The 19,482-nt window shown below is 70.4% G+C and carries 15 protein-coding genes and 1 pseudogene; 11 read left to right on the forward strand and 5 right to left on the reverse strand.

Annotation, left to right across the window (positions count from 1 at the left end; genetic code table 11):
• The first annotated feature begins 5 nt into the window (after positions 1-5).
• The 3 genes from WS92_RS08835 to bcmE all read left to right on the forward strand — a co-directional run bounded on the left by WS92_RS08835 (position 6) and on the right by bcmE (position 3,257).
• Positions 6-746 (forward strand): class I SAM-dependent methyltransferase, encoded by a 741-nt coding sequence (locus tag WS92_RS08835; RefSeq protein ID WP_059934801.1) that lies wholly within the window; start codon positions 6-8, stop codon positions 744-746.
• A 202-nt stretch (positions 747-948) separates the two neighbouring features.
• On the forward strand, positions 949-1,749 hold the full coding sequence (gene thiD, locus WS92_RS08840) for a bifunctional hydroxymethylpyrimidine kinase/phosphomethylpyrimidine kinase (protein ID WP_059934800.1): 801 nt from the start codon (positions 949-951) through the stop codon (positions 1,747-1,749).
• A gap of 65 nt (positions 1,750-1,814) precedes the next feature.
• Positions 1,815-3,257, forward strand: a complete 1,443-nt coding sequence (gene bcmE, locus WS92_RS08845) for a thiamine pyridinylase (protein ID WP_059934812.1) — start codon at positions 1,815-1,817, stop codon at positions 3,255-3,257.
• A gap of 68 nt (positions 3,258-3,325) precedes the next feature.
• Here bcmE and WS92_RS08850 read toward each other — a convergent pair whose 3' ends face one another.
• Positions 3,326-4,171: an SAM-dependent methyltransferase gene (locus tag WS92_RS08850; RefSeq protein ID WP_041861909.1), complete on the reverse strand. Its 846-nt coding sequence runs from the start codon at positions 4,169-4,171 to the stop codon at positions 3,326-3,328.
• Positions 4,172-4,780: 609 nt separating this feature from the next.
• Here WS92_RS08850 and WS92_RS08855 point away from each other — a divergent pair.
• From WS92_RS08855 to WS92_RS08880, 5 genes and pseudogenes are all read left to right on the forward strand, one after another.
• Positions 4,781-5,260, forward strand: a complete 480-nt coding sequence (locus WS92_RS08855; protein ID WP_059934799.1) for a carboxypeptidase-like regulatory domain-containing protein — start codon at positions 4,781-4,783, stop codon at positions 5,258-5,260.
• Between the two features lie 58 nt (positions 5,261-5,318).
• Positions 5,319-7,832: a cation-translocating P-type ATPase gene (locus tag WS92_RS08860; RefSeq protein WP_059934798.1), complete on the forward strand. Its 2,514-nt coding sequence runs from the start codon at positions 5,319-5,321 to the stop codon at positions 7,830-7,832.
• An 841-nt stretch (positions 7,833-8,673) separates the two neighbouring features.
• Positions 8,674-9,698 (forward strand): annotated as a pseudogene (locus WS92_RS08870) (IS110 family transposase).
• Between the two features lie 291 nt (positions 9,699-9,989).
• Entirely contained in the window at positions 9,990-10,250 is a 261-nt protein-coding gene (locus WS92_RS08875; protein WP_075645094.1) for a hypothetical protein, read from the forward strand.
• Positions 10,251-10,392: 142 nt separating this feature from the next.
• Complete coding sequence (locus WS92_RS08880; RefSeq protein ID WP_171845199.1) at positions 10,393-11,622, forward strand: CapA family protein; 1,230 nt, start codon at positions 10,393-10,395, stop codon at positions 11,620-11,622.
• A gap of 149 nt (positions 11,623-11,771) precedes the next feature.
• On the opposite strand, the gene WS92_RS08885 is transcribed toward WS92_RS08880, so the two are convergent.
• From WS92_RS08885 to WS92_RS08900, 4 genes are all read right to left on the reverse strand, one after another.
• Positions 11,772-14,597 (reverse strand): Hsp70 family protein, encoded by a 2,826-nt coding sequence (locus tag WS92_RS08885; protein ID WP_059934559.1) that lies wholly within the window; start codon positions 14,595-14,597, stop codon positions 11,772-11,774.
• 3 nt (positions 14,598-14,600) lie between these two features.
• Positions 14,601-16,448: an Hsp70 family protein gene (locus WS92_RS08890; RefSeq protein ID WP_059934558.1), complete on the reverse strand. Its 1,848-nt coding sequence runs from the start codon at positions 16,446-16,448 to the stop codon at positions 14,601-14,603.
• Entirely contained in the window at positions 16,445-17,017 is a 573-nt protein-coding gene (locus tag WS92_RS08895; protein WP_059934557.1) for a DUF2760 domain-containing protein, read from the reverse strand. The genes WS92_RS08890 and WS92_RS08895 overlap by 4 nt, the downstream gene beginning before the upstream one ends.
• A gap of 344 nt (positions 17,018-17,361) precedes the next feature.
• Positions 17,362-18,126, reverse strand: coding sequence for a 2-keto-4-pentenoate hydratase (locus WS92_RS08900; RefSeq protein WP_059934556.1), 765 nt, complete (start codon positions 18,124-18,126; stop codon positions 17,362-17,364).
• 20 nt (positions 18,127-18,146) lie between these two features.
• On the opposite strand from WS92_RS08900, the gene WS92_RS08905 reads away from it, so the two are divergent.
• From WS92_RS08905 to WS92_RS08915, 3 genes are read left to right on the forward strand one after another with little or no spacing between them, the layout of a single operon-like run.
• Positions 18,147-18,419 carry a hypothetical protein gene (locus WS92_RS08905; protein WP_059934555.1) on the forward strand — a complete coding sequence of 91 codons (273 nt, stop codon included), beginning with the start codon at positions 18,147-18,149 and terminating at the stop codon, positions 18,417-18,419.
• Between the two features lie 10 nt (positions 18,420-18,429).
• Positions 18,430-18,945, forward strand: a complete 516-nt coding sequence (locus WS92_RS08910) for a ProQ/FinO family protein (protein WP_059934554.1) — start codon at positions 18,430-18,432, stop codon at positions 18,943-18,945.
• A gap of 13 nt (positions 18,946-18,958) precedes the next feature.
• Entirely contained in the window at positions 18,959-19,288 is a 330-nt protein-coding gene (locus WS92_RS08915) for an H-NS histone family protein (RefSeq protein ID WP_015602801.1), read from the forward strand.
• Positions 19,289-19,482 lie beyond the last annotated feature (194 nt).

The raw sequence follows: 19,482 nt of genomic DNA on the forward strand, positions 1-19,482 counted from the left end.
TTCCGATGAAGACCGACTGGACCGAACACGAGGTTTCGCAGCGCTTTCACGCATACGACGACCGGATCGAGGAGCGCTTCGGCTACCGGCCGCTGATCGCCGAGCTGACGGGCTCGCTCGGCACCGAGATCCGCGTGCTCGACTACGGCTGCGGCGGCGGCAAGGTCGCGCGGCGGCTGCGTGCTGCGGGCGTCGCCCGCGTGACAGGCGTCGACATCGCGCCGACGATGATCGACCAGGCGATCGCGGCGGGCGTCGACGGCGGGCTGGACTACGCGCATATCGACGGGCCGCCGCTGCCGTTCGCCGACGCGAGCTTCGACGCGGCGATCAGTTGCTTCCTGTTCATCAACATCGCCGAGCGCGCGGAGCTCGCGCGCATCGCGGCGGAGGTGCTGCGCGTGCTGAAGCCGGGCGGCGCGTACTACGTGCTGGACACGAACCCGCGCACGACGGGCGTGCAGTTTCCGACGTTCCGCAACGGCGAGCCGGGCATCGTCTACCGCGACGGCGACCCGCGCCCGGTCCATCTGAACGTGCCGGGCGTGGGCGTGTTCGACGTCGTCGACACGCACTGGGACATGCCGACGTATCGCCACGCGTTCGAGGCGGCGGGCTTCGAGCTCGCGGCGGCGATGGAGCTGGGCTTTCGCGCGGCGGAGGCGGGCGGCGCGCCGGGCGCGCACGCGGATGCCGACGGCCGCACGCCGTTCGTGCTGTTCAAGGCGACGAAGCCGCTGCGCTGACGCGCGCCGCGTAAGGCACGATGCTTCGCGGCGCATGCGTCGCGGAACGGCGGGGCGGGCGGATTCGGACGTCCCCGCGCCGCCCGCGCACCGGCCGACGCCGCTCGCCCGGCAAGACGGCGAACGCGAGGGCGTCGCCCTGGCGGCTATCGGCTATGCAACGACGGCGCAACGATAAAACACGGATGAAACACGAGGGAACATGATCGCGAACGTACTGACGATCGCCGGCACCGACCCGACGGGCGGAGCGGGCATTCAGGCCGACCTCAAGGCATTTTCGGCGATGCGCGCATACGGGATGGCCGCGATCACCGCGGTCGTCGCGCAGAACACGACCGGCGTGCGCAGCTTCCGCGCGCTCGATCCGGCGTTCGTCGCCGATCAGATCGACGCGGTGTTCGACGACGTTGGCGTGCACGCGGTCAAGATCGGCATGATCGCGACCGCGGCGATCGCGGAGGCGGTCGCCGCGGCGCTCGTCAGGCACCGCGCGGCGCCCGTCGTGCTCGACCCGGTGATGGTCGCGAAAAGCGGCGACCGGCTGCTCGATCCGGACGCGGTCGACGCGATCCGCGACAAGCTCGTGCCGATCTCCACGCTGATCACGCCGAACCTGCCCGAAGCGGGCGTGCTGCTCGGCCGGGGCGCGCCGCGCACGCTCGCCGAGATGCACGCGGCGGCGGCCGAGCTGCACGCGCTCGGGTCGCGCTGGGTGCTGCTCAAGGGCGGCCATCTGCCGGGCGAGCGCAGCGTCGACGTGCTGCGCGGCCCGGCCGCGGCGACGGTCGAGCTGTCCGCGCCGCGCGTCCCGACGAAGAACGACCACGGCACCGGCTGCACGCTGTCGGCCGCGATCGCCGCGCTGCTGCCGAGCCATTCGGTCGAGGACAGCGTCTGCCGCGCGAAGGCGTATCTGGGCGACGCGCTCGCCGCGTCGGGCAAGCTCGACGTCGGCCACGGGCACGGCCCCGTCCATCACTTCCACTCGCTATGGAACTGACGCTTGCGCCGCGCGCCGGCGCGCACACGCATCGATCCGCACGCCTCTTTCGACAAGAAATCATCATGCGCCGCCTCTTGTGCTGTTTCACGATCGTTCTGGGCTTTCTGTGCGCCGCGCCGTCGCATGCGGGCGACGCGGCCGCCGTCGGGCAACTGACGGTCGCGCTGTATCCGTGGGTGCCGCGCGTCGACCAGTTCAGGAGCGCGATCGAGACCGAATGGAAGAAGGTGCAGCCGGCCGTCGCGCTGCAGTTCGTGTCCGCGGACGCGTGGGACGGCGGCTACCGGAACGATCCGCCAGCGAACGCCGACGTCTACGTGTACGACGCGATCTTCTTCGATTACTTCCGCAGCCAGCGCTGGCTCGAGCCGCTTGCGGCGAGCGAGATCCAGAACCTCGACGATTTCCTGCCGTACGCGATCCAGGGCGTGAAGGCGGGCGACCGGTACTACAGCATCCCGCAGCTCGGCTGCGCGAACGTGCTGTTCTACCGGAAGGACGACGCGGCGCTCGCGGCCGCGACGACGCTCACGCAAGTGCGCAGCACGCTCGGGCAATGCACGTTCACGAGCGAGATTCCGCCGGACAGGCGCGGGCTGATGATCGACATGTCCGGCCGGACAACGAACGCCGCGCTCTATCTGGACGCCGCGCACAGCCGCACGGGCGCGTATCCGCTGCCGCTGCCGTGGAGCGCGAACGACCTGAACGGCGACGCGCTCGGCAGCCTGCGCGCGCTGATGGCGATGTCGAGCTGGCCGAACGCGACGGCCGAGCTGCCCGGCCAGTACGATCGCTCGGCGTGGTTCGGCGACGGCGACGGGCGCGCGGTGATCGGCTACTCGGAATCGATGTCGGCGATGAGCGAAGCGGCGCGGCGCAATCTCGATTTCAAGTTCCTGCCGCTGTCGGACGAGCCGCAGCCGCCGCTCTTCTATGCGGACGTGATCGGCGTGAACACGACGACGAACGCCCGCGGCACGCGCGCGCTCGCGGTACAGCTCGCGAACGTGATCGCCGCGTCGTCGACGATGGTGCAAAGCGTCGGGCCGGACGGCAGCGGCGTGCCGCAGTATCTGTTCTCCGCGCGGCGCAGCGTGCTGCACACGCTGGCGCAGCGCTATCCGCTCTATCGGAAGATGGTCGCGCTGCTCGACGCGCGCGAGCCGGTGATGTTCAAGATCGATGCGCAATCGCGCAACTGGCTCGCGTCGATGAGCGGCCCGATCGCGCAGCGCGCACGCGCCGATTATCCGTGCGGCTGCGACATTGACACCGCGTTGCCGATCGCCGACTATCGCGGCGCGCAGGCCGTGTGTCCGACCGTCTGCAAGGCGCAGGGCGGCTGGAACGGCCAGTGGACCAACCAGTCGCCCGCGGCGCCCGCCGGGCAGTCGGCGTGCGGCTGCAACGCGTGCCCGACTTCAGCCGCCGAGAAGCTGCCGCGCGCATTCGCCACCCCGCTCGTCACCCGTGCCGTGCCCGCGGACCGCGCGAAGCCGTGACGGGGAGCGCCCGGCCGGGCCGACGCGGCACGGCCGGGCACCCGATGCGCGCGACACCCGCGCGCGCGCTAGAGCTGCACCCAAGCGCACATCTGGCCGAAGAACTCGACCTGCGCGCGCGATTCGTATATTTCACATTGCAGATCGCCGCTCAGCCGCGCGAATTCGAGCCGCTTGCCGCTGCCGAGCACCGTCGAGTCGGGATCGCTCGACAGCGCCCGCAACATCTCCGCGAGCCATGAGCTGAGCTGCGTGGCCGTCCCGCCGTCGACCGGCACCTCGTATGACATCTTCGGCAGCGGCAGCCCCGCGGCCGCGAACAGCTTGACCATCCGGTGCGCAACGTCGAACGACGGAAACGACCGCTTGCAGCGCTCGATGATCTCGGCCGCCACCGAATCCCAGAGCGGGATGAGCGGCGTCGACATCGGCTTGCGCACGAAGTCGGGCTCGTGCAGCGCGAGATATCCGCCGGGCTTCACGAAACGCGCCGCGTGGCGGACGAACTCGGCCGCATGCAACTGATGGATCAATACATAGCGGGCGACGACGACGTCGAAGCCGTGCGCGCCTTCGACCTGATCGAGGCCGCTCGCGCGAAAGCGGATGTTGTGCAGACTCGCGCGCTCGGCGTTGGCGCTCGCCGCTTCGATCGCGACGTCGCTCGGATCGATCGCGACGACGGTGCCGGTCGGGCCGGCCATCTCGGCCGCCAGCATGCTGACGCCGCCCGTTCCGCAGCCGATGTCGAGCACGCGCATCGAGGGCCGGAGCCGCGCGGATTCGAGCAGGCGCCGGGTGACGGGCTTCAGCATCTCCGACTGGAAGTCGAGCCGGCGGAGTTCTATCGGCGAATGGCCCAACGTGTATCTGAACATGGTTCGTTCGATCTCCTCTTGTGGTTGTGGATTCATGGGCGGTGCGCAAAGGCGTCGGCCGTGCAACGCGCGTTTCGTTCGCGCGGCGCCGCTTTTCGCCACGCCGCGGCTGCCGCGCGAAGCCTGCGCCTGCTCGCGGCCGTTGCAAGTGGACGGCGCGAGACGGCGAGACGGGATACGAAGCGCGAACGCGACAGGGCGCGTGCGCACGCATCGGTTCCCGGGCAGCAAATCGACGGCATTGCGCGAAACGGCGTGCGCAATGGTTCGACGTCCGGCGACGCAGCATGCCGTCGATGCCGTCGGAACGACTTGCGATCCGATGCGGCGATGCGTTTCCAATACCGTGCGGATTCGCGGCGAATCCCGCCTTGATAGCACGCGCATGCGCAGGCGGAAAGCACGAAGCTTCGGAGGTCGATCGACATCCGGGCGACGAACGGCGATTCGTGCAAGCCGGGCAAACAACGGCAGGCCGTTCGCCAATCGGCCTCTCGCTGCGCTGCAAGTCGCTGCGATCTCGCTTCCGGGCCGCTTGACCTGCGTCAAGCGGGCCGTCACCAATGGCCCGCATTCTCTGAACGAGCGAAACAGTGCGCGCCGGCGTGACGCGCGCGTCTTCGCCGTCCGAACGGGGGAAGCGCCATGCGAAATACTGTTCATCGATGGATGCGCGTCGTCGCGACCGTCGCCGCCGTCGCGGCGCTCGGCTCGACGGCCGCCGCGAACGAGACGCTCGAACCCGCCACGCAAAACGGCATTGCGTACGTGACGGGCGGCGTCGGCCAGGACGAAGTCGACGCACTCCGCGCGGCCGCGTCGAAATACAACCTGCGCATGACGTTCGCGTCGCGCAGCGGCGAATATCTGTCCGACGTCGACGTCACGATTCGTTCGGCCGCGGCGCAGCCGGTGCTGACCGTTCGCACCAACGGCCCGTTCCTGTACGCGCGGCTGCCGGCGGGGCAGTACCGGATCGATGCGCGCTACGGCGGCGCCGAGCAGCGGCGCAGCGTGCGCGTGCCCGCGCGCGGCGGCGTCCACGTCGATTTCCGCTGGGCCGAGCCCGATCGGCGCGGCGCGGCGCAGACCTGCGATCCGCGCCCATGTCCCCGTCAACGTTGACCGTCGCGCCTTCGACCGCGCCGCGCGAGCGGGCGAGCGGGCGCGCCGCAATCGTCGCATGAGCGCTCGCTCGGCCGCGCGGCATCGGCGAGGCGGCACGGCCGACGCCACGGCGCCCGCCGACGACGCGTGGCGCCGCACGCCCGCAAGCGGCCTGTCGAACGCGCAGGCAGCCGGGCTGCGCCGGCGCTTCGGCCCGAACGCGATCGACACGGGCGGCGGGCGCGGCGGGTGGCGCACGTCGCTCGACGTGCTGCGCGAGCCGATGCTGCTCCTGCTGCTCGGCGCGGGCGCCGTCTACCTGGCGCTCGGCGAATTGCCGGATGCGCTGACGCTGCTCGCGTTCGTCGCCGCGATCGCCGCGCTGACGATCGTGCAGAGCCAGCGCACGGCGGGCGTGCTCGCGGCGCTGCGCGCGCTGTCCGCGCCGCGCGCCGACGTGATGCGCGACGGCGAGCGCCGGCTCGTCTCGGCGACCGAACTCGTGCCGGGCGATCTGCTGTGGATCGCCGAGGGCGCCCGCGTGCCGGCCGACGGCTGGCTCGTCGACGCGCACGAGCTGAGCGTCGACGAATCGCTGCTGACGGGAGAGTCGGCGCCGATCGACAAGGCCGCCGAGCGGCCCGACGCGCCGACGCCCGACGAAGCCGCCTGCCGCGTCTATTTCGGCTCGATGGTGGTGCGCGGGCAGGGGCGGATGATCGTCACCGACACCGGGCCGCGCACTGCGCTCGGCCGGATCGGCAAGTCGCTGACCGGCATCGCGGGCGCGCCGTCGCCGCTGCAGCGCGACGCGCGCGCGCTCGCGAACCGGATCGCGCTCGTCGCGCTTGCGCTGTGCGCGGCGCTCGTCGCCGTCTACCGCTGGCGCTCGGGCGAATGGCTGCCGGGCGTGCTCGCGGGGATCACGCTCGCGATGGGCATCTTTCCCGAGGAAATCCCGGTCGTGATGACCGTGTTCATGGCGCTCGGCGCGCGCCGCATCGCCGACGAGGGCATGCTCACGCGCCGCATGAGCGCGATCGAGGCGCTCGGGCAGACGTCGGTGCTGTGCGTCGACAAGACGGGCACGCTGACGCAGAACCGGATGACGGTGCGCGCGCTGTTCGCGAACGGCCGGCGCTGGACGCTCGGCGACAAAGAGGCCGACATCGACGAGTCGTTCCACGAGCTGCTCGAATATCTGGTGCTCGCGAGCGAGATCGAGCCCGTCGATCCGATGGAGCGCGCGTTCCGGCGCGCGGGCCGCCGATGTCTCGCCGGCACCGGGCATCTGCACGACGACTGGTCGCTCGTTCAGGAATACGCGCTGACGCCCGAGCTGCCGGCGATGTCGCACGTGTGGCGCGCGCCGCGGCTCGATCATTGCCCGGTCGCATGCAAGGGCGCGCCCGAGGCGATCTTCTCGCTGTGCCACCTCGGCGATGCGACGGCGCGCGCGCTGCTCGGCGAGGCCGAGCGCATGGCCGCGCGCGGGCTGCGCGTGCTGGGCGTCGCGCGGGCCGCGCATGCGCGGGGCGAATGGCCCGCGCGGCAGCACGACTTCGATTTCCGGTTCGTCGGCCTGGTCGGCCTGATCGACCCGGTGCGCGCCGAGGTGGCCGACGCGATCGCGACCTGCCGCGCGGCCGGCATCCGCGTCGTGATGATCACGGGCGACTATCCGTCGACCGCGCGCGCGGTGGCGGGCGAGGTCGGCATCGCCGCGCACGCGGTCGTCACGGGCGACGAGGTCGCGGCGATGAGCGACGCGGCGCTCGACGAAGCGGCCGGACGCGCCGACGTGTTCGCGCGCGTGCGGCCGGACCAGAAGCTGCGCCTCGTCGCCGCGCTCGAGCGCGGCGGGCGCATCGTCGCGATGACGGGCGACGGCGTCAACGACGCGCCCGCGCTGAAGGCCGCGCACGTCGGCATCGCAATGGGGCTGCACGGCGCCGAGGTCGCGCGCGAGGTCGCCGCGCTCGTGCTGCTGCGCGACGATTTCACGCCGATCGTGTCGGCGATCCGCCAGGGCCGGCGCATCCATGCGAACCTGATGCAGGCGCTCGGCTATACGGTCGCCGTCCATCTGCCGATGATCGCCGCGGTGATGGTGCCCGCGCTCGTCGGCTGGCCCGCGATGCTCGCGCCGCTGCACATCGTGTCGCTGCAGCTCGTGATCGATCCGGCGTGCTCGCTTGTGTTCGAGAACGAGCCCGCGCGCGCCGACGCGATGCGCATGCCGCCGCGGCCGCCGCACGAGCGGCTGTGGGCGTCGCCGCTCGTCGCGCGGGGCGCGGCGGCGGGCGCGCTCGCGGCGGTCGGCGTGATCGGCCTGTACGCGCTGCTGCTCGCGCGCGGCGGCGACCCGGCGTTCGCGCGCACCGCCGCGTTCGTCGCGCTCGTCGCGGTCAACGTCGCGCTGATTTTCGTCGTCCGGGCGCTCGCGGGCGGCGCGCGCACGAAGCAGCCGTTCGCGGACAACCGGTATCTTTGGATCGTGCCCGCGTTCGCCGCATGCGGGCTGCTGGCGCTGCTCGCGATCCCGCCGCTCGCGTCGCTGTTCGGGCTCGTCCCGCTGCTCACGCGCTGAGCGCTGCGCGGAGCCGAAGCCGCGAAACCGCGCAGCCGCCCGAGGACCGATTCCGATGCCGACTCTCGCCGCGTTGTTCGTCACGCTCGGGAGGGACGCGCGGGACGCCGCGCGCCCCATCCATCCGGGCGCCGCCGCCTTCAGCGGCTCGAGCACGATCGCAAAGCGCGGTCGCGAGCGCGACGTCGGCGAGCGACGAGCCGACGAGCCGACGAGCAGCGCTCCCGGCCGCGTCCGCCGCCCGCGCCGGCGGTCGCGGATCACGTAGACGACGGCCTGGCTGTCGAACACGAGCGTGGCGAACGCGAGGCTGCGCAGCGCGTCGACAGGCAGCGCGTAACGAAAATGCGCGACCGCGATCACGGCGATGCCGAAGCGACTCGAAACGAACGCATAATGAACGTATCGGCAACGCATAGACGGCGCATTGCATGAGCCCGTTTCGCGACTGTACGGCTGCAAGGCTGCACGGCGCGGCCAGTCGCTCGTCGACGAACTCGCGGCCTGCGGCATCGCGATCCGCAGCCCACGAGCCGCTTGCCGCCGAAGTCACGCCGCCCGCCCGCAATGCAACATGGGCTGTCCGCGCAGCCGGCGTGCGGCGACCGCCGGGCTCGTGCACCCGGGACCGCGCGGCGCGTGCCGCTCGTCTGTATCGGGGGTGTGCATCGCGTCGACGCGATGTGAAGCCATCGACCTCAACCGGATCGGGAGAATTGAAATGAACGCGTCCCACCCGAAACCGTGAGAGCAGAGGAAGTGGGTGGATCCTCACGGGCCAACGGCATCGAAGTGCCCAAGTGGAAAATGCACGCATTTCCCGGCAACCGGAGGATCCACGATGAACAGTATGGCAGTGGGCGTAGATATCGCCAAGAACGTGTTCCAGGTGCATTACGTCGCTCAGGGCAGCGGAGAGATCGTCAACAAGCCGATCAAGCGGGCGAAGTTTCTGGAGCACTTCGCGAACCGTGCGCGGTGCCTGATTGGGATGGAGGCGTGCGGCGGCGCACACCACTGGGCGCGGGAACTGACGCGGCTGGGTCATGAGGTCAGGCTGATGCCAGCGGAGTTCGTGAAGGCATTCAACATCCGCAACAAGAATGATGCGGCGGACGCGCGGGCGATCTGGCTGGCGGTGCAGCAGCCGGGCAAGCCGGTGGCGATGAAGACGGAAATGCAGCAGGCGATGCTGGCGCTGCACCGGATGCGCGAGCAGTTGGTGAAGTTCCGCACGATGCAGAGCAACGGACTGCGCGGGTTACTGACGGAATACGGCGAGGTGATGAGCCGGGGGCGAGCGAAACTGGACAAGGCCATCCCGGCGGCACTTGACCGGCTCGCGGAGCGCCTGCCGGCGGCGCTGATCGATACGTTGCGGGAGCAGTGGAGCGGGTTGGCGAGGCTGGACGGGCAGATCGCCGAGATCGAACGCCGGATGCGTGAATGGAAGAAGGAGGATGAAGCGGTTGCGGCGATCAGCGAGATTCCCGGCGTGGGGCTGCTGACGGCAACAGCGGCGGTGGCGATGATGGGCGATCCGAAGGCATTCAGTTCGGGGCGCGAGTTTGCGGCGTGGGCCGGCCTGGTACCGAAGCAGACCGGCTCGGGCGGCAAGGTGAACCTGCACGGGATCAGCCGGCGCGGCGACACCTATCTTATCTACGAACACTGCTGATTCACGGCGCGCGAAGCGTGTTGAGTCATGCGAAGGAGCCTGGCCCGTGGGTCGAGCAGATGAAGAAACGGCGGCCAGCGAATGTGGTGATCGTGGCGCTGGCCAACAAGATGGCGCGGACGATCTGGGCGGTGCTCGCTCATGACCGGCCGTACCGGAAGGACTACGTGAGCGTGAAGCCAGCTTGAGTGGCTCACGCAAGAGTAGAAAGATCAACGCTTAACACAGGGTGAACGTCGAAAGGTTGCGCAGCAATCGAGTGTGATGACAAATCAGGTAGGACCGGGACTCGCTAAACCTGAATGGCTTGAAGAGCTCCGAAAGCTCGCCAGGAGAATGAGGTGCGAGTCAGCGTATTTCATAGGGGCCCGCAGCGGCAGGACCGGCTGCAACAAGGCCGGATATAGAGCTGCAGCCCATCCTGTCCGTTAAAACACACGAAAACTGTTGCAAACGGGACGCGTTCATATAGACAAGCCATGTCCATGAAGCTCAATTCCGCATCGCACCCCGCCACCGCGACCGAGATCCGTGACATCGTCGGGCCGATCGAGGACGACGTCATCGCGAAAATCCTCGAAATCGAGCCGACGAGCGCCGAAGTGCTCGACGCCTACACGTGGTTCAGGTCTGACGAACGCCTGCTGTTCCGGCTCGATCGCGAACCGCACGGGCGGGCCGCGCGCGTGTTCGAGATTCTGGAGCGCGAGGAGGAGAGCGGCGACGACTTGCGCCCGTGAATCCGCCTGCGCGCAAGCGCCGAGGGCGGGGCGCGGCAACGCGTGACGTCCGTGCCGCCCGCGCGCACGGCGGGCGGACACGTCCGAAACTGATCGTGATCAACGATTGCCCGATTCGGTGCATCATGCTTGAAACGTGTCGATGCGCGCGCAGGGCGGCGGCCTGCGCTGCCGGACGCCGCGCACAGGACAGCTTCATGGGAGGCGCGCGCGCCTGACGGGCGCGCGCGGCGATGCAATGGACGAAACCGATGATGCGCCGCGCGATACCAGCGTGCGCCTGTTTCTCTGCGGCGACGTGATGACCGGCCGCGGAATCGACCAGATCCTGCCTCATCCAGGCGCCCCCCGGCTGTACGAGCGCTATTGCCGTTCGGCCCGCGACTACGTGCGCCTCGCCGAGCTCGCGAACGGCGAGCTGCCCGAGCGCGTCGACTGCGCGTACCCGTGGGGCGACGCGCTCGCGGAACTCAATCGCGTGCGGCCGCACGTGCGGATCGTCAATCTGGAGACCGCAATCACGACGAGCGACGATCACTGGCCGGACAAGCCTGTCCTGTACCGGATGCATCCGCGCAACATCGGCTGCGTGTCGTGCGCGCGGATCGATTGCTGCGTGCTCGCGAACAACCATTCGCTCGACTGGGGGCGCGCGGGTCTCGCCGATACGCTCGACACGCTGCATCAGGCCGGCATCCGGACCGCCGGCGCGGGCGACAACGACGCGCACGCGGCGCAGCCCGCCACGCTCGGCGTCGCGCGCGGGCATCGCGTTTGCGTGTATGCGTATGCGGCCGAGACGAGCGGCGTGCCGCCGTCATGGGCGGCGACGGCGCAGCGCAGCGGCCTCAACTATCTGGCGAATCTGTCGTCGGAGCGGGCGACGCAGATCGGCGAGCGGATCGCCGCGCAGCGGCGCGAAGGCGATCTCGTCGTCGTTTCGCTCCATTGGGGCGGCAACTGGGGATTCGAGATCAGCGACGACGAGCACACGTTCGCGCATCGGCTCATCGACACCGGTGCGGCCGACATCGTCCACGGCCATTCGTCGCACCACATCAAAGGCATCGAGATCTACCGGGAGCGGCTGATCCTGTACGGCTGCGGCGACTGCCTGAACGACTACGAAGGCATCCACGGCCATCAGCCGTTCCGGCCGGATCTCGCGCTGATGTATTTTCCGGTGCTCGATGCGGACAGCGGCGCGCTCGTCGAGCTTTCGGCGGCGCCGATGCAGATCCGGAACCTGCGGCTGCGCCGCGCGCCCGCCGACGGCAAAGCCTGGCTGCACGCGGTGCTGGAACGCGAAAGCCGGCGCTTCGGCACGCACGTGTCGGCGTGCGATGTCGAAGGGCTGCGGCTGCATTGGTGAGTAACGCGGCCGGGGGCGTCAGCCGCGTCGCGATTCGCGGCCGGACATGCGCGCCGCGTGCCGGCACGGGAATACGCTTTCACATGCTGCCGCCGGCCGAGGCGAGGCGCTCGTCGTCGCTTGGCGGGCGCCGATCCGCGCCGCCGCGGTCAGCCGGCGACCAGCTTCAGCCCGGCCGGCAGCGATTCGCCGAACGCGCGGCCGGTGTCCGCGTCGTCGAGCGCGACGACCTCGCTCACCATCCGGGTCCACGCCTGCGGCGCGTTCGTCGCCGCGAGCCGGCGCACGACCTTCTCGCGCACGTCGGCCGCCACGTCGCTCGACCGGTCGCCCGTCATCCGTGCAATCTGCGCGGCCGCAAACGCGGCCGGCTCGACCTTCTTCCAGTCGACGGCGAGAATCGCATCCAGCCAGCGTCCCGCGACGTCGGGCGGCACGACGCCGTGCGCGCTGCCGTACAGCGGCCGCCGCGCGCCGATGCGCCCGATCGCCCACCAGCCCTGGTGATTCTCCGTCGGCTTGTGCAGCCGCGCGAGCAGCCGTTCCCCGAGCTCGATCTTGCGCTCGGCGGACACGCGCTCGAGCGACGCGGACAGGCGCACCATGTCCATGTCGCCGATCTTCGCGGCGTCGAACGGCAGCTTCGGCCGCTTCGCGCTCGCGGCTTCCTGCAGCCACGTCATCGCGTCGAGCGCCTGCTGCTGCGCGCCGTCGTCGAGCCCGCCCGCCGCCCGCCGCCACAGCGTCCACCATTCGGACCACACCCGCGCGTCGCTCACGTACTGGATGCCGTCGTCGAACAGCGTCCAGAGTTGCGCGACGCGCCAGTCGTCGAGCGGATAGCCGAAGCCGGGCCGCACGCAATAGCCGGCCAGGTTCAGCCAGACGCGCTCGTGATCCGCCGAGCGCCGCCGCCGGCCGGCGCGCTCCCACAACGCGCCGAACAGCTCGCGCAGCAGGGCGATGTCCCATGCGTCACGCGGGCCGAGCAGTTGCTCGAGCTGCGTGCGCAGACGCCGGACCTCCTTCGGGTCGACGTTCGCGAGCCGCGCGCCGAATGAGCGCTCGATCAGCTCGATCGCCTTGTCGAGCGACGGATGGCGCGACGCGCCGGCCGCGTCGCCGTCGCCTTGCGCGTGCTCGCGGCGCAACTGGAATTCGAGCTGCCAGCGCTGCGACGGGTCGTCCGTCGCGATGCAGCGCATATCGAGCGTGCCGACCTCGGTGAGCGACGTCGTCAGCTTGACGAGCCGCTCGCGCGCGCCGCCCGCGTCCTGCTGCCGGACGACCGTCGCGACGGGCGGCAGCCGGACGAAGCCGCCCGCGCCAAGATCCGCGAGCTCGCCCGCGCGCCACACATGGTCGGCGACGGTCGACGCCAGATGGAAGCGCACCGGATGCCCGAGCCGCAGCGCGAACACGCGATCGTCGAGATGCACGTCTAGCCCCTCGGCCGTGCCGCGCGGCAGCACGCAGACGCCGCGCGACGCATGCGCGCCGTCGTCGACGACGAGAAAATAGCTGCGCGGCGAGCCGCCGCCGATCCTCGGCGCCCGTCCGGCGCGCGCGAGCCCATACGCGACCGCGCCGCGCGCGACCGCGACGTCCGGATGATCGTTGCGCAGCACGTGCAGCGGCTGCCCGCGCCAGTCGCCGAGCACGCCCGCGACGCGCTCGGCGAGCGCCTGCGAGCGAAACACGCCGCCGTTGAGCAACAGCGTGTCGGGCACCGGCAACGCCTGATCCGCCGCGAGCGCCGCGCCGAGCGCGTCGCGCGACTGCGCGGCGAGCCGGTGCAGGAACGCCGCGACGTGCCGCGTGACGGCCGGATCGGCGGCGTAGGGCAGGCCGAACTCGACGAGCGCCGAGCGCGAGCGGCGCGGCAGCTCGTCCGGGCCGCCCGCCGGAAAGAAACCGTCGACGACGATTTGCTCGACCTCCGCGCGGCTCAGCTCGGTCTTGCGCGCGCCGCCGACGAGCCGCGCGCCGGAGCCGAGCAGCGTGACGCCCACCGCATCGGGCGGGTTCGCGTCGAGCAAACGCTCCTTCGCGCCGCGGCACCGCTCGACGAGCTGCGACAGGCTCGCCGCCGACAGACGCGCACCGCCTTCCTGCGCGAGCCGCGCCTCGGCGACGCGCGCGAGCGCGAGATCCATGTTGTCGCCGCCGAGCATCAGGTGGTCGCCCACGCCGATGCGCGTCAACTGCGGCTCGCCGTCTCCGACGCTCCCGACGTCCTCGCCGTGCACCTTGATCAGCGTGAGGTCGGTCGTGCCGCCGCCGACGTCGCACACGAGCACGAGCCGCGTGTGCGCCAGCTCTTCGCGCAGCGTGCCGCGATGATGGAACAGCCAGTCGTAGAACGCGGCCTGCGGCTCCTCGAGCAGGCGCAGCGCGGGCAGCTTCGCGAGCCGCGCGGCTTCGAGCGTGAGCGAACGCGCGCCGTCGTCGAACGACGCGGGCACGGTCAGCACGACGTCCTGCTGCTCGAGCGGCGCGTCCGGGAAGCGGCGGTTCCACGCGGCGCGCACGTGCGCGAGATAGCTCGCGCTCGCCGCGACGGGCGACACCTTGCCGCCATCGTCGGCCGCGCCCCACGGCAGGATCGGCGCGAGGCGATCGACCGACGCGTGCGACAGCCAGCTTTTCGCGCTCGTCACGAGCCGGCCCGGCACCTGCGCGCCGAGCGCGCGCGCGAGCGTGCCGATCACCGCCGGCGGCGCGGCGCCGGCGCCCGCCGCTTCGGCTGCTTCGCCCGCTTCGGCGTCGCGCCACGGCAGTTGCAGCTCGCCGGGCGCGAATTCACCCGGCGCCGGGTGATAGCGCGCCGACGGCAGCAGCGGCCGCGCGCCTACTTCGCCCGGCGCGACGAGCTGATCGACGTCGAACACGCGGATCGCGTCGCCGCCCGCCTCGACGTATGCAACGACGGTATTGCTCGTCCCGAGATCGATGCCGACGATGAATCGTTTCATCGGTTACGCATTCGCGCCGCCGCGCACGTCGAACTCCACCTTCCAGCGCTCGTTCGTGCCGCCTTGCACAGCTTCGAGCTCGAGCGTGCCGGCCTCCGTCACGCGCGCATGCAGCTTCACGGGCACGATCTCGCCCGGCGTGCGCCCTTCGGTCGGCAGCGTCGCCTCGATCGCGTCGAGCTCCTGCAGCTCGTCGGGCGACCAGAAGTCGAGCAGCGCGCCGACCTGATCCTGGCGGCGCACCGACGAACCGAAGAAGCGGAAGTGCACCGGCTCGCCGACCACGAGGCCGAATTCCTGCGGCGGCAGCGCGGCGTCGGTGCCTTCCTCCATGCCGAACGGCGCGACGCACAGCGCCTGGATCGGCGGCTCGAGGCCGGGCACGGCCGGCATCGCCGATTCGACCGCGATGTAGTACGCGCGCGCCGTGCCGCCGCGAATGCGCACGCCGCGGCCGCGCTTCACGTAGCCGTAGTAAGCCGCGCCGCGCGCGACCGCGAGATCGAGATCGGCGCCGCCGAGCAGGCGCGCGCTCGCCGCGCCCTCGGCCGCGAGCCAGCCGTTGAGCGTATCGAGAAGGCGCTCGACGAGCAGCGGCGACTTGAACACGCCGCCGTTGAACAGCACCGCGGTCGGATGCAGGAAGCTCGCCGACGCGTCATGCGCGTGCCGCAGCCCCTCGAGCTCCGCGAGCGCCGCGACCTGCCGGCCCAGGAACGCCGCGAGATGGCGCGTGATGCCGGCGTCCTGCGCATACGGCAGGCCGAGCTGCGTCAGGCCCGCGCGCGTGCGGCTCACGGGCCGCGCCGATGCGTCGACCGGCGGGAAGAAGCCTTCGAGGATCGTCTGGGTCAGCTCGGCGCGCGTCAACTCGGTGCGGATCGAGCCGCCGATCAGCTTCGAGCCGCGGCTCGGCACGACGAGCGGCACCGCATCCATCGACGGATCGCCGAGCAGCGCTTCCTTCGCGCCGCGGCACGCGTAGGTGAGCGCGCGCAACTGCCACGGATCGGCCTGCGTGCCTTGCGCGGCGAGCTTGCGCGCGACGATGTGCGCGAGCGCGAGATCCATGTTGTCGCCGCCGAGCAGGATGTGCTCGCCGACCGCGACGCGATGCAGCTCGAGGTTGCCGTCGCGCTCGACGACCGCGATCAGCGACAGATCGGTCGTGCCGCCGCCGACGTCGACGACGAGGATGATGTCGCCGACCTTGACTTCCTTGCGCCACGCGCCGCCGCTTTTCTCGATCCAGCTATAGAGCGCCGCCTGCGGCTCCTCGAGCAGCGTCATGCGCGCGTAGCCGGCCGCCTGCGCGGCTTCGGCCGTCAGCTCGCGCGCGGCCGGATCGAACGACGCCGGAATCGTGACGGTGACGTCCTGCTGATCGAACGGCGCGTCCGGATGCGCATGGTTCCACGCGTCGCGCAGGTGGGTCAGGTAGCGCGCCGAGCTGTCGAGCGGCGACACGCGCGCGACTTCCGGCGGCGCGTCGCCCGGCAGGATGCCGGCGCGGCGATCGACGCCCGGATGGCACAGCCAGCTCTTCGCGCTCGACACGAGGCGAATCGGCGTGCCCGCGCCGCGGCTGCGCGCGAGCTCGCCGACCGCGAAGTCGCGCTCGGCCGCCCACGGCAGCGCGAGGTCGCCGGGCGCAAGCTCGCTCGGATGCGGCAGGTACAGAAAGGACGGCAGCAGATTCGGCGCTTCGATCGCGCCCGGCGCGGTCAATTGCGCGATGGGCAGCACGTCGAGACGGGTCTTCTCGCCGTCGCTCGCCGCGAGATCCACGTACGACAGCGCGCAGTGCGTGGTGCCCAGATCGATGCCGATCGAATAACGCGGCTCGCTCATAGCTCCACCTCGGCCGCCGCGATGATCGACGCGTCGTGGCCCGGGTTCAGCTTCGGCAGCCGGACGGCGTCGACGCGCCAGCCGCGATGGCTGATGTGGCCGCTGAACGGCGGCTTGCCGACGACGTTGCCCGTCAGGCGGATCGCGGCCGCATCGAAGCCCTCGCCGATCGTCACGCGCGCGCCTTCGGCCTCGTCGCGCACCGGGCGGATCGTGAAATGCTCGCGCAGCGTCGCGCGGCAGCCGTCGTGCACGATGCGCGCGGCGGCGCCGATGTCCGCGTCGGAGTAGCCGGCGATGTCCTCTTCGACGAAATCGACGAGGCGCGCGTCGCGCTGAAGGAGGCCGAGCAACTGGAGCGCCGTGTCCGGCGTCGCTTCCTTGATGACCTCGGGCGCGGGCGCCGCGGCGGGTTGGGGCGGCGCGACAGGGGCCGCTTGCGCGGCGGGGGCTGCGCCGTCGCGCAGGCGGCGGGCGCGGCTCGCGAGTTCGCGGTCTCCGAGCACGGAGAAAAACAGGCCGAAGGCGAGCGACAGCCTGCCGGCGAATGAAATGTTCGGTTCGGTCATGGGATCAAGCTCCATTGGGCCCGCCTTCCAGGCGGGCTATCCTGCCGGACGCAGGACGAGCGACGAGCGGGGCATCGGGCGTCCTGTTCCGGCATCTCGTATCTGAGCCCGACGGGCGCAAAACCTGTATTTTGCCTTGATCTGATGTCGAGCCGGCCACGGCGTGCGCGCAGGCTGTCTTTTTTTGCGCGTTTTCGGGGGCGGATGACGGGCCGGAGGCCTCACTGCGTGATGCCTTCGCGCTTCGGGCCACGCCAGGCCCACACGCCAGGCCCACACGCCGACGGACGAACCGCCGGCCTGCGCGCCCACCGAATGCGCGGCTCTCCCGCTTCGCTCGCCGCTCAGGCGATCAGTTCCACCGCGAGGCTGCCGAGCGCGCCGAACCGCACCGTCAACGCCTGGCCGAGCGGCGCATCGATCGCGCCCGCATACGAACCGGTCGTCACGATCTGTCCGACGCGAACCGGTTCGCCGCGCGCCGCGAGGAAATTCACGAGCCAGAGCAACGGCGCGAGCGGATGCCCGTCCGGGTGCCGGCCGTCGAACGTCCGGTTCACGCCGCCGCGAAAGTCGAGCGCGATCGTGTCGAGCGTCGCGCGCAAGCCGTCGCTCACGACCGGGCCGGCACACAGCCCCTGATTGAACTGATTGTCCGCGAGCAGCTCCGGCATGGTGGCGCGCGACGGCGCCGCGTAGCGGCAACCGAGCACCTCCAGTACGAGTCGGACTTCGCGGATTGCGGCGCGCACTTCGTCCTCGTCGTACGGCCGCGCGCGCGGCGGCAAGTCGCGATCGAGCACGAAGGCGATTTCCGGCTCGATCCGCACGGTCCGCGCATCGGCGACGACCGGGAACGGGCCGCCCGCCGCACGGATCGTCGACGCGAGGATCGGCGCGACGACGATCCGTCCCGGCGGCGGGAGCGCGCATTTCCATCCGCCGACCGGCTCGCCGAGCTGTTCGGCGACGCGTTGCTGGATCGCGAGCGCGGTCTCGATGTCGCCGGGCCGGCACGCGCCGGGCAGAAGCGGGCCGGCGACGCCGGCGCGGCGGGCCGCAACCAGGTGCCGCGCGGCGGCGTCGACGCGTTCGGGGGGGCTTGTCATATCGTTTTCGAAATGTAAGAGTGGCCGCGAGCATCGCGCGGGAAGGGAGCAACGGGAGCGATGATAGCCATTTCGTCGCGATTACATCGCCGCACGGCCTCGAGATCGCGACGATCGACGCCTTGGGGGCATCCGGCAACGTCAAGCGTTCCGGTGATTCTGTGATTCGGACGCCGCTGCGCCGCCGGATGCTTTCGTCGAAAACGATCGCCGACACCGGCGCGCGCGCCTTCGATACGATTGCAAAAACGCGCGGCCATCGGCTGCTACAATCTCGGCTTATTTTTCAGTGAGCTGGAAGTTATGGGCTTTGAGCAACTTGCGTCGTTGCGCGATCAACTGGCGAGAGACGCCGCGCAGAAGCGGGCGGCGAAGAAACCGCAGAAGCGGGACGCCAAGCCGGCGGCTTCGCCGAGCTCGACGGATCCTGTGATATTGACGATCGCGAAACTCCAGAAGCGGTTTCCGCAGGCGTTCCCGCGCAATCCCGCGCCGAAGGTGCCGCTCAAGGTCGGCATTCTCGAGGATCTGATCGGGCAGGCGAACGCGCTTCGGCTAACAGAAGCCGAATTGCGGGACGCACTGCGGATCTGGTGCCAGGGGAACCGGTACTGGACGTGCCTCGCCGAAGGCGCCGTGCGAGTCGATCTGGCGGGCGGCGAAGCAGGGCGGGTATCGGCCGCCGACGCGAAGCGCGCGCGAATGCTGAAAGGACGTCGCCCGGCGAAGCCGCGCGCGCAACCGTCCAAGCCCGAGCAGGCTCAGCAACAGCGACAGACATCCGCGTGCCCGCCGGAGAGCGGGCAACGCACCGATTGAAGACATATATCACGTGACAACCAGCAAAATTCATACGCTGCAGAAGCAGCTCGGCCACCTCAATCTGCTCCTTGAGGAGGCGAAGAAAAAGGAAAAGGCCGAGGCGCTGGCCGCCATTCGCGAACAGGTGAAACAGTTCGACATTACGGAAGTCGAATTGCTGAGGGCGGCGGGCTTCGTGAAGGACAAGCCGAAGAAGCTGCCGGCAAAATATTACGATCCGTCGACAGGCAAATCGTGGACGGGCCGCGGCGCGTGCCCGAAATGGCTGATCGGCAAGAACCTCGACGACTACCTGATCCGGCCCGCGCCGGAGCCGTGGTGGCCGGGGGAGACTGCGTAGCGTGGCGGGTGCGGGCGGGGCGGCGGGACGTGATTCCGTTGTCTCAGCTCCGACATGCTTGTGAAAGTCCTCGCATCATCGACCAACCACGGTTTTGTTTGTTGCCGGGGAATGTCGTTGGCTCGCCCGTCCTGCGGCGCGCATACGCGGGCGGCGTTCGCGCGACAGCGTGAACGAGGTGGGGCGAAAGTGAG

It is taken from the genome of Burkholderia sp. MSMB1588 (assembly GCF_001546925.1).
Lineage (GTDB): Bacteria > Pseudomonadota > Gammaproteobacteria > Burkholderiales > Burkholderiaceae > Burkholderia > Burkholderia humptydooensis.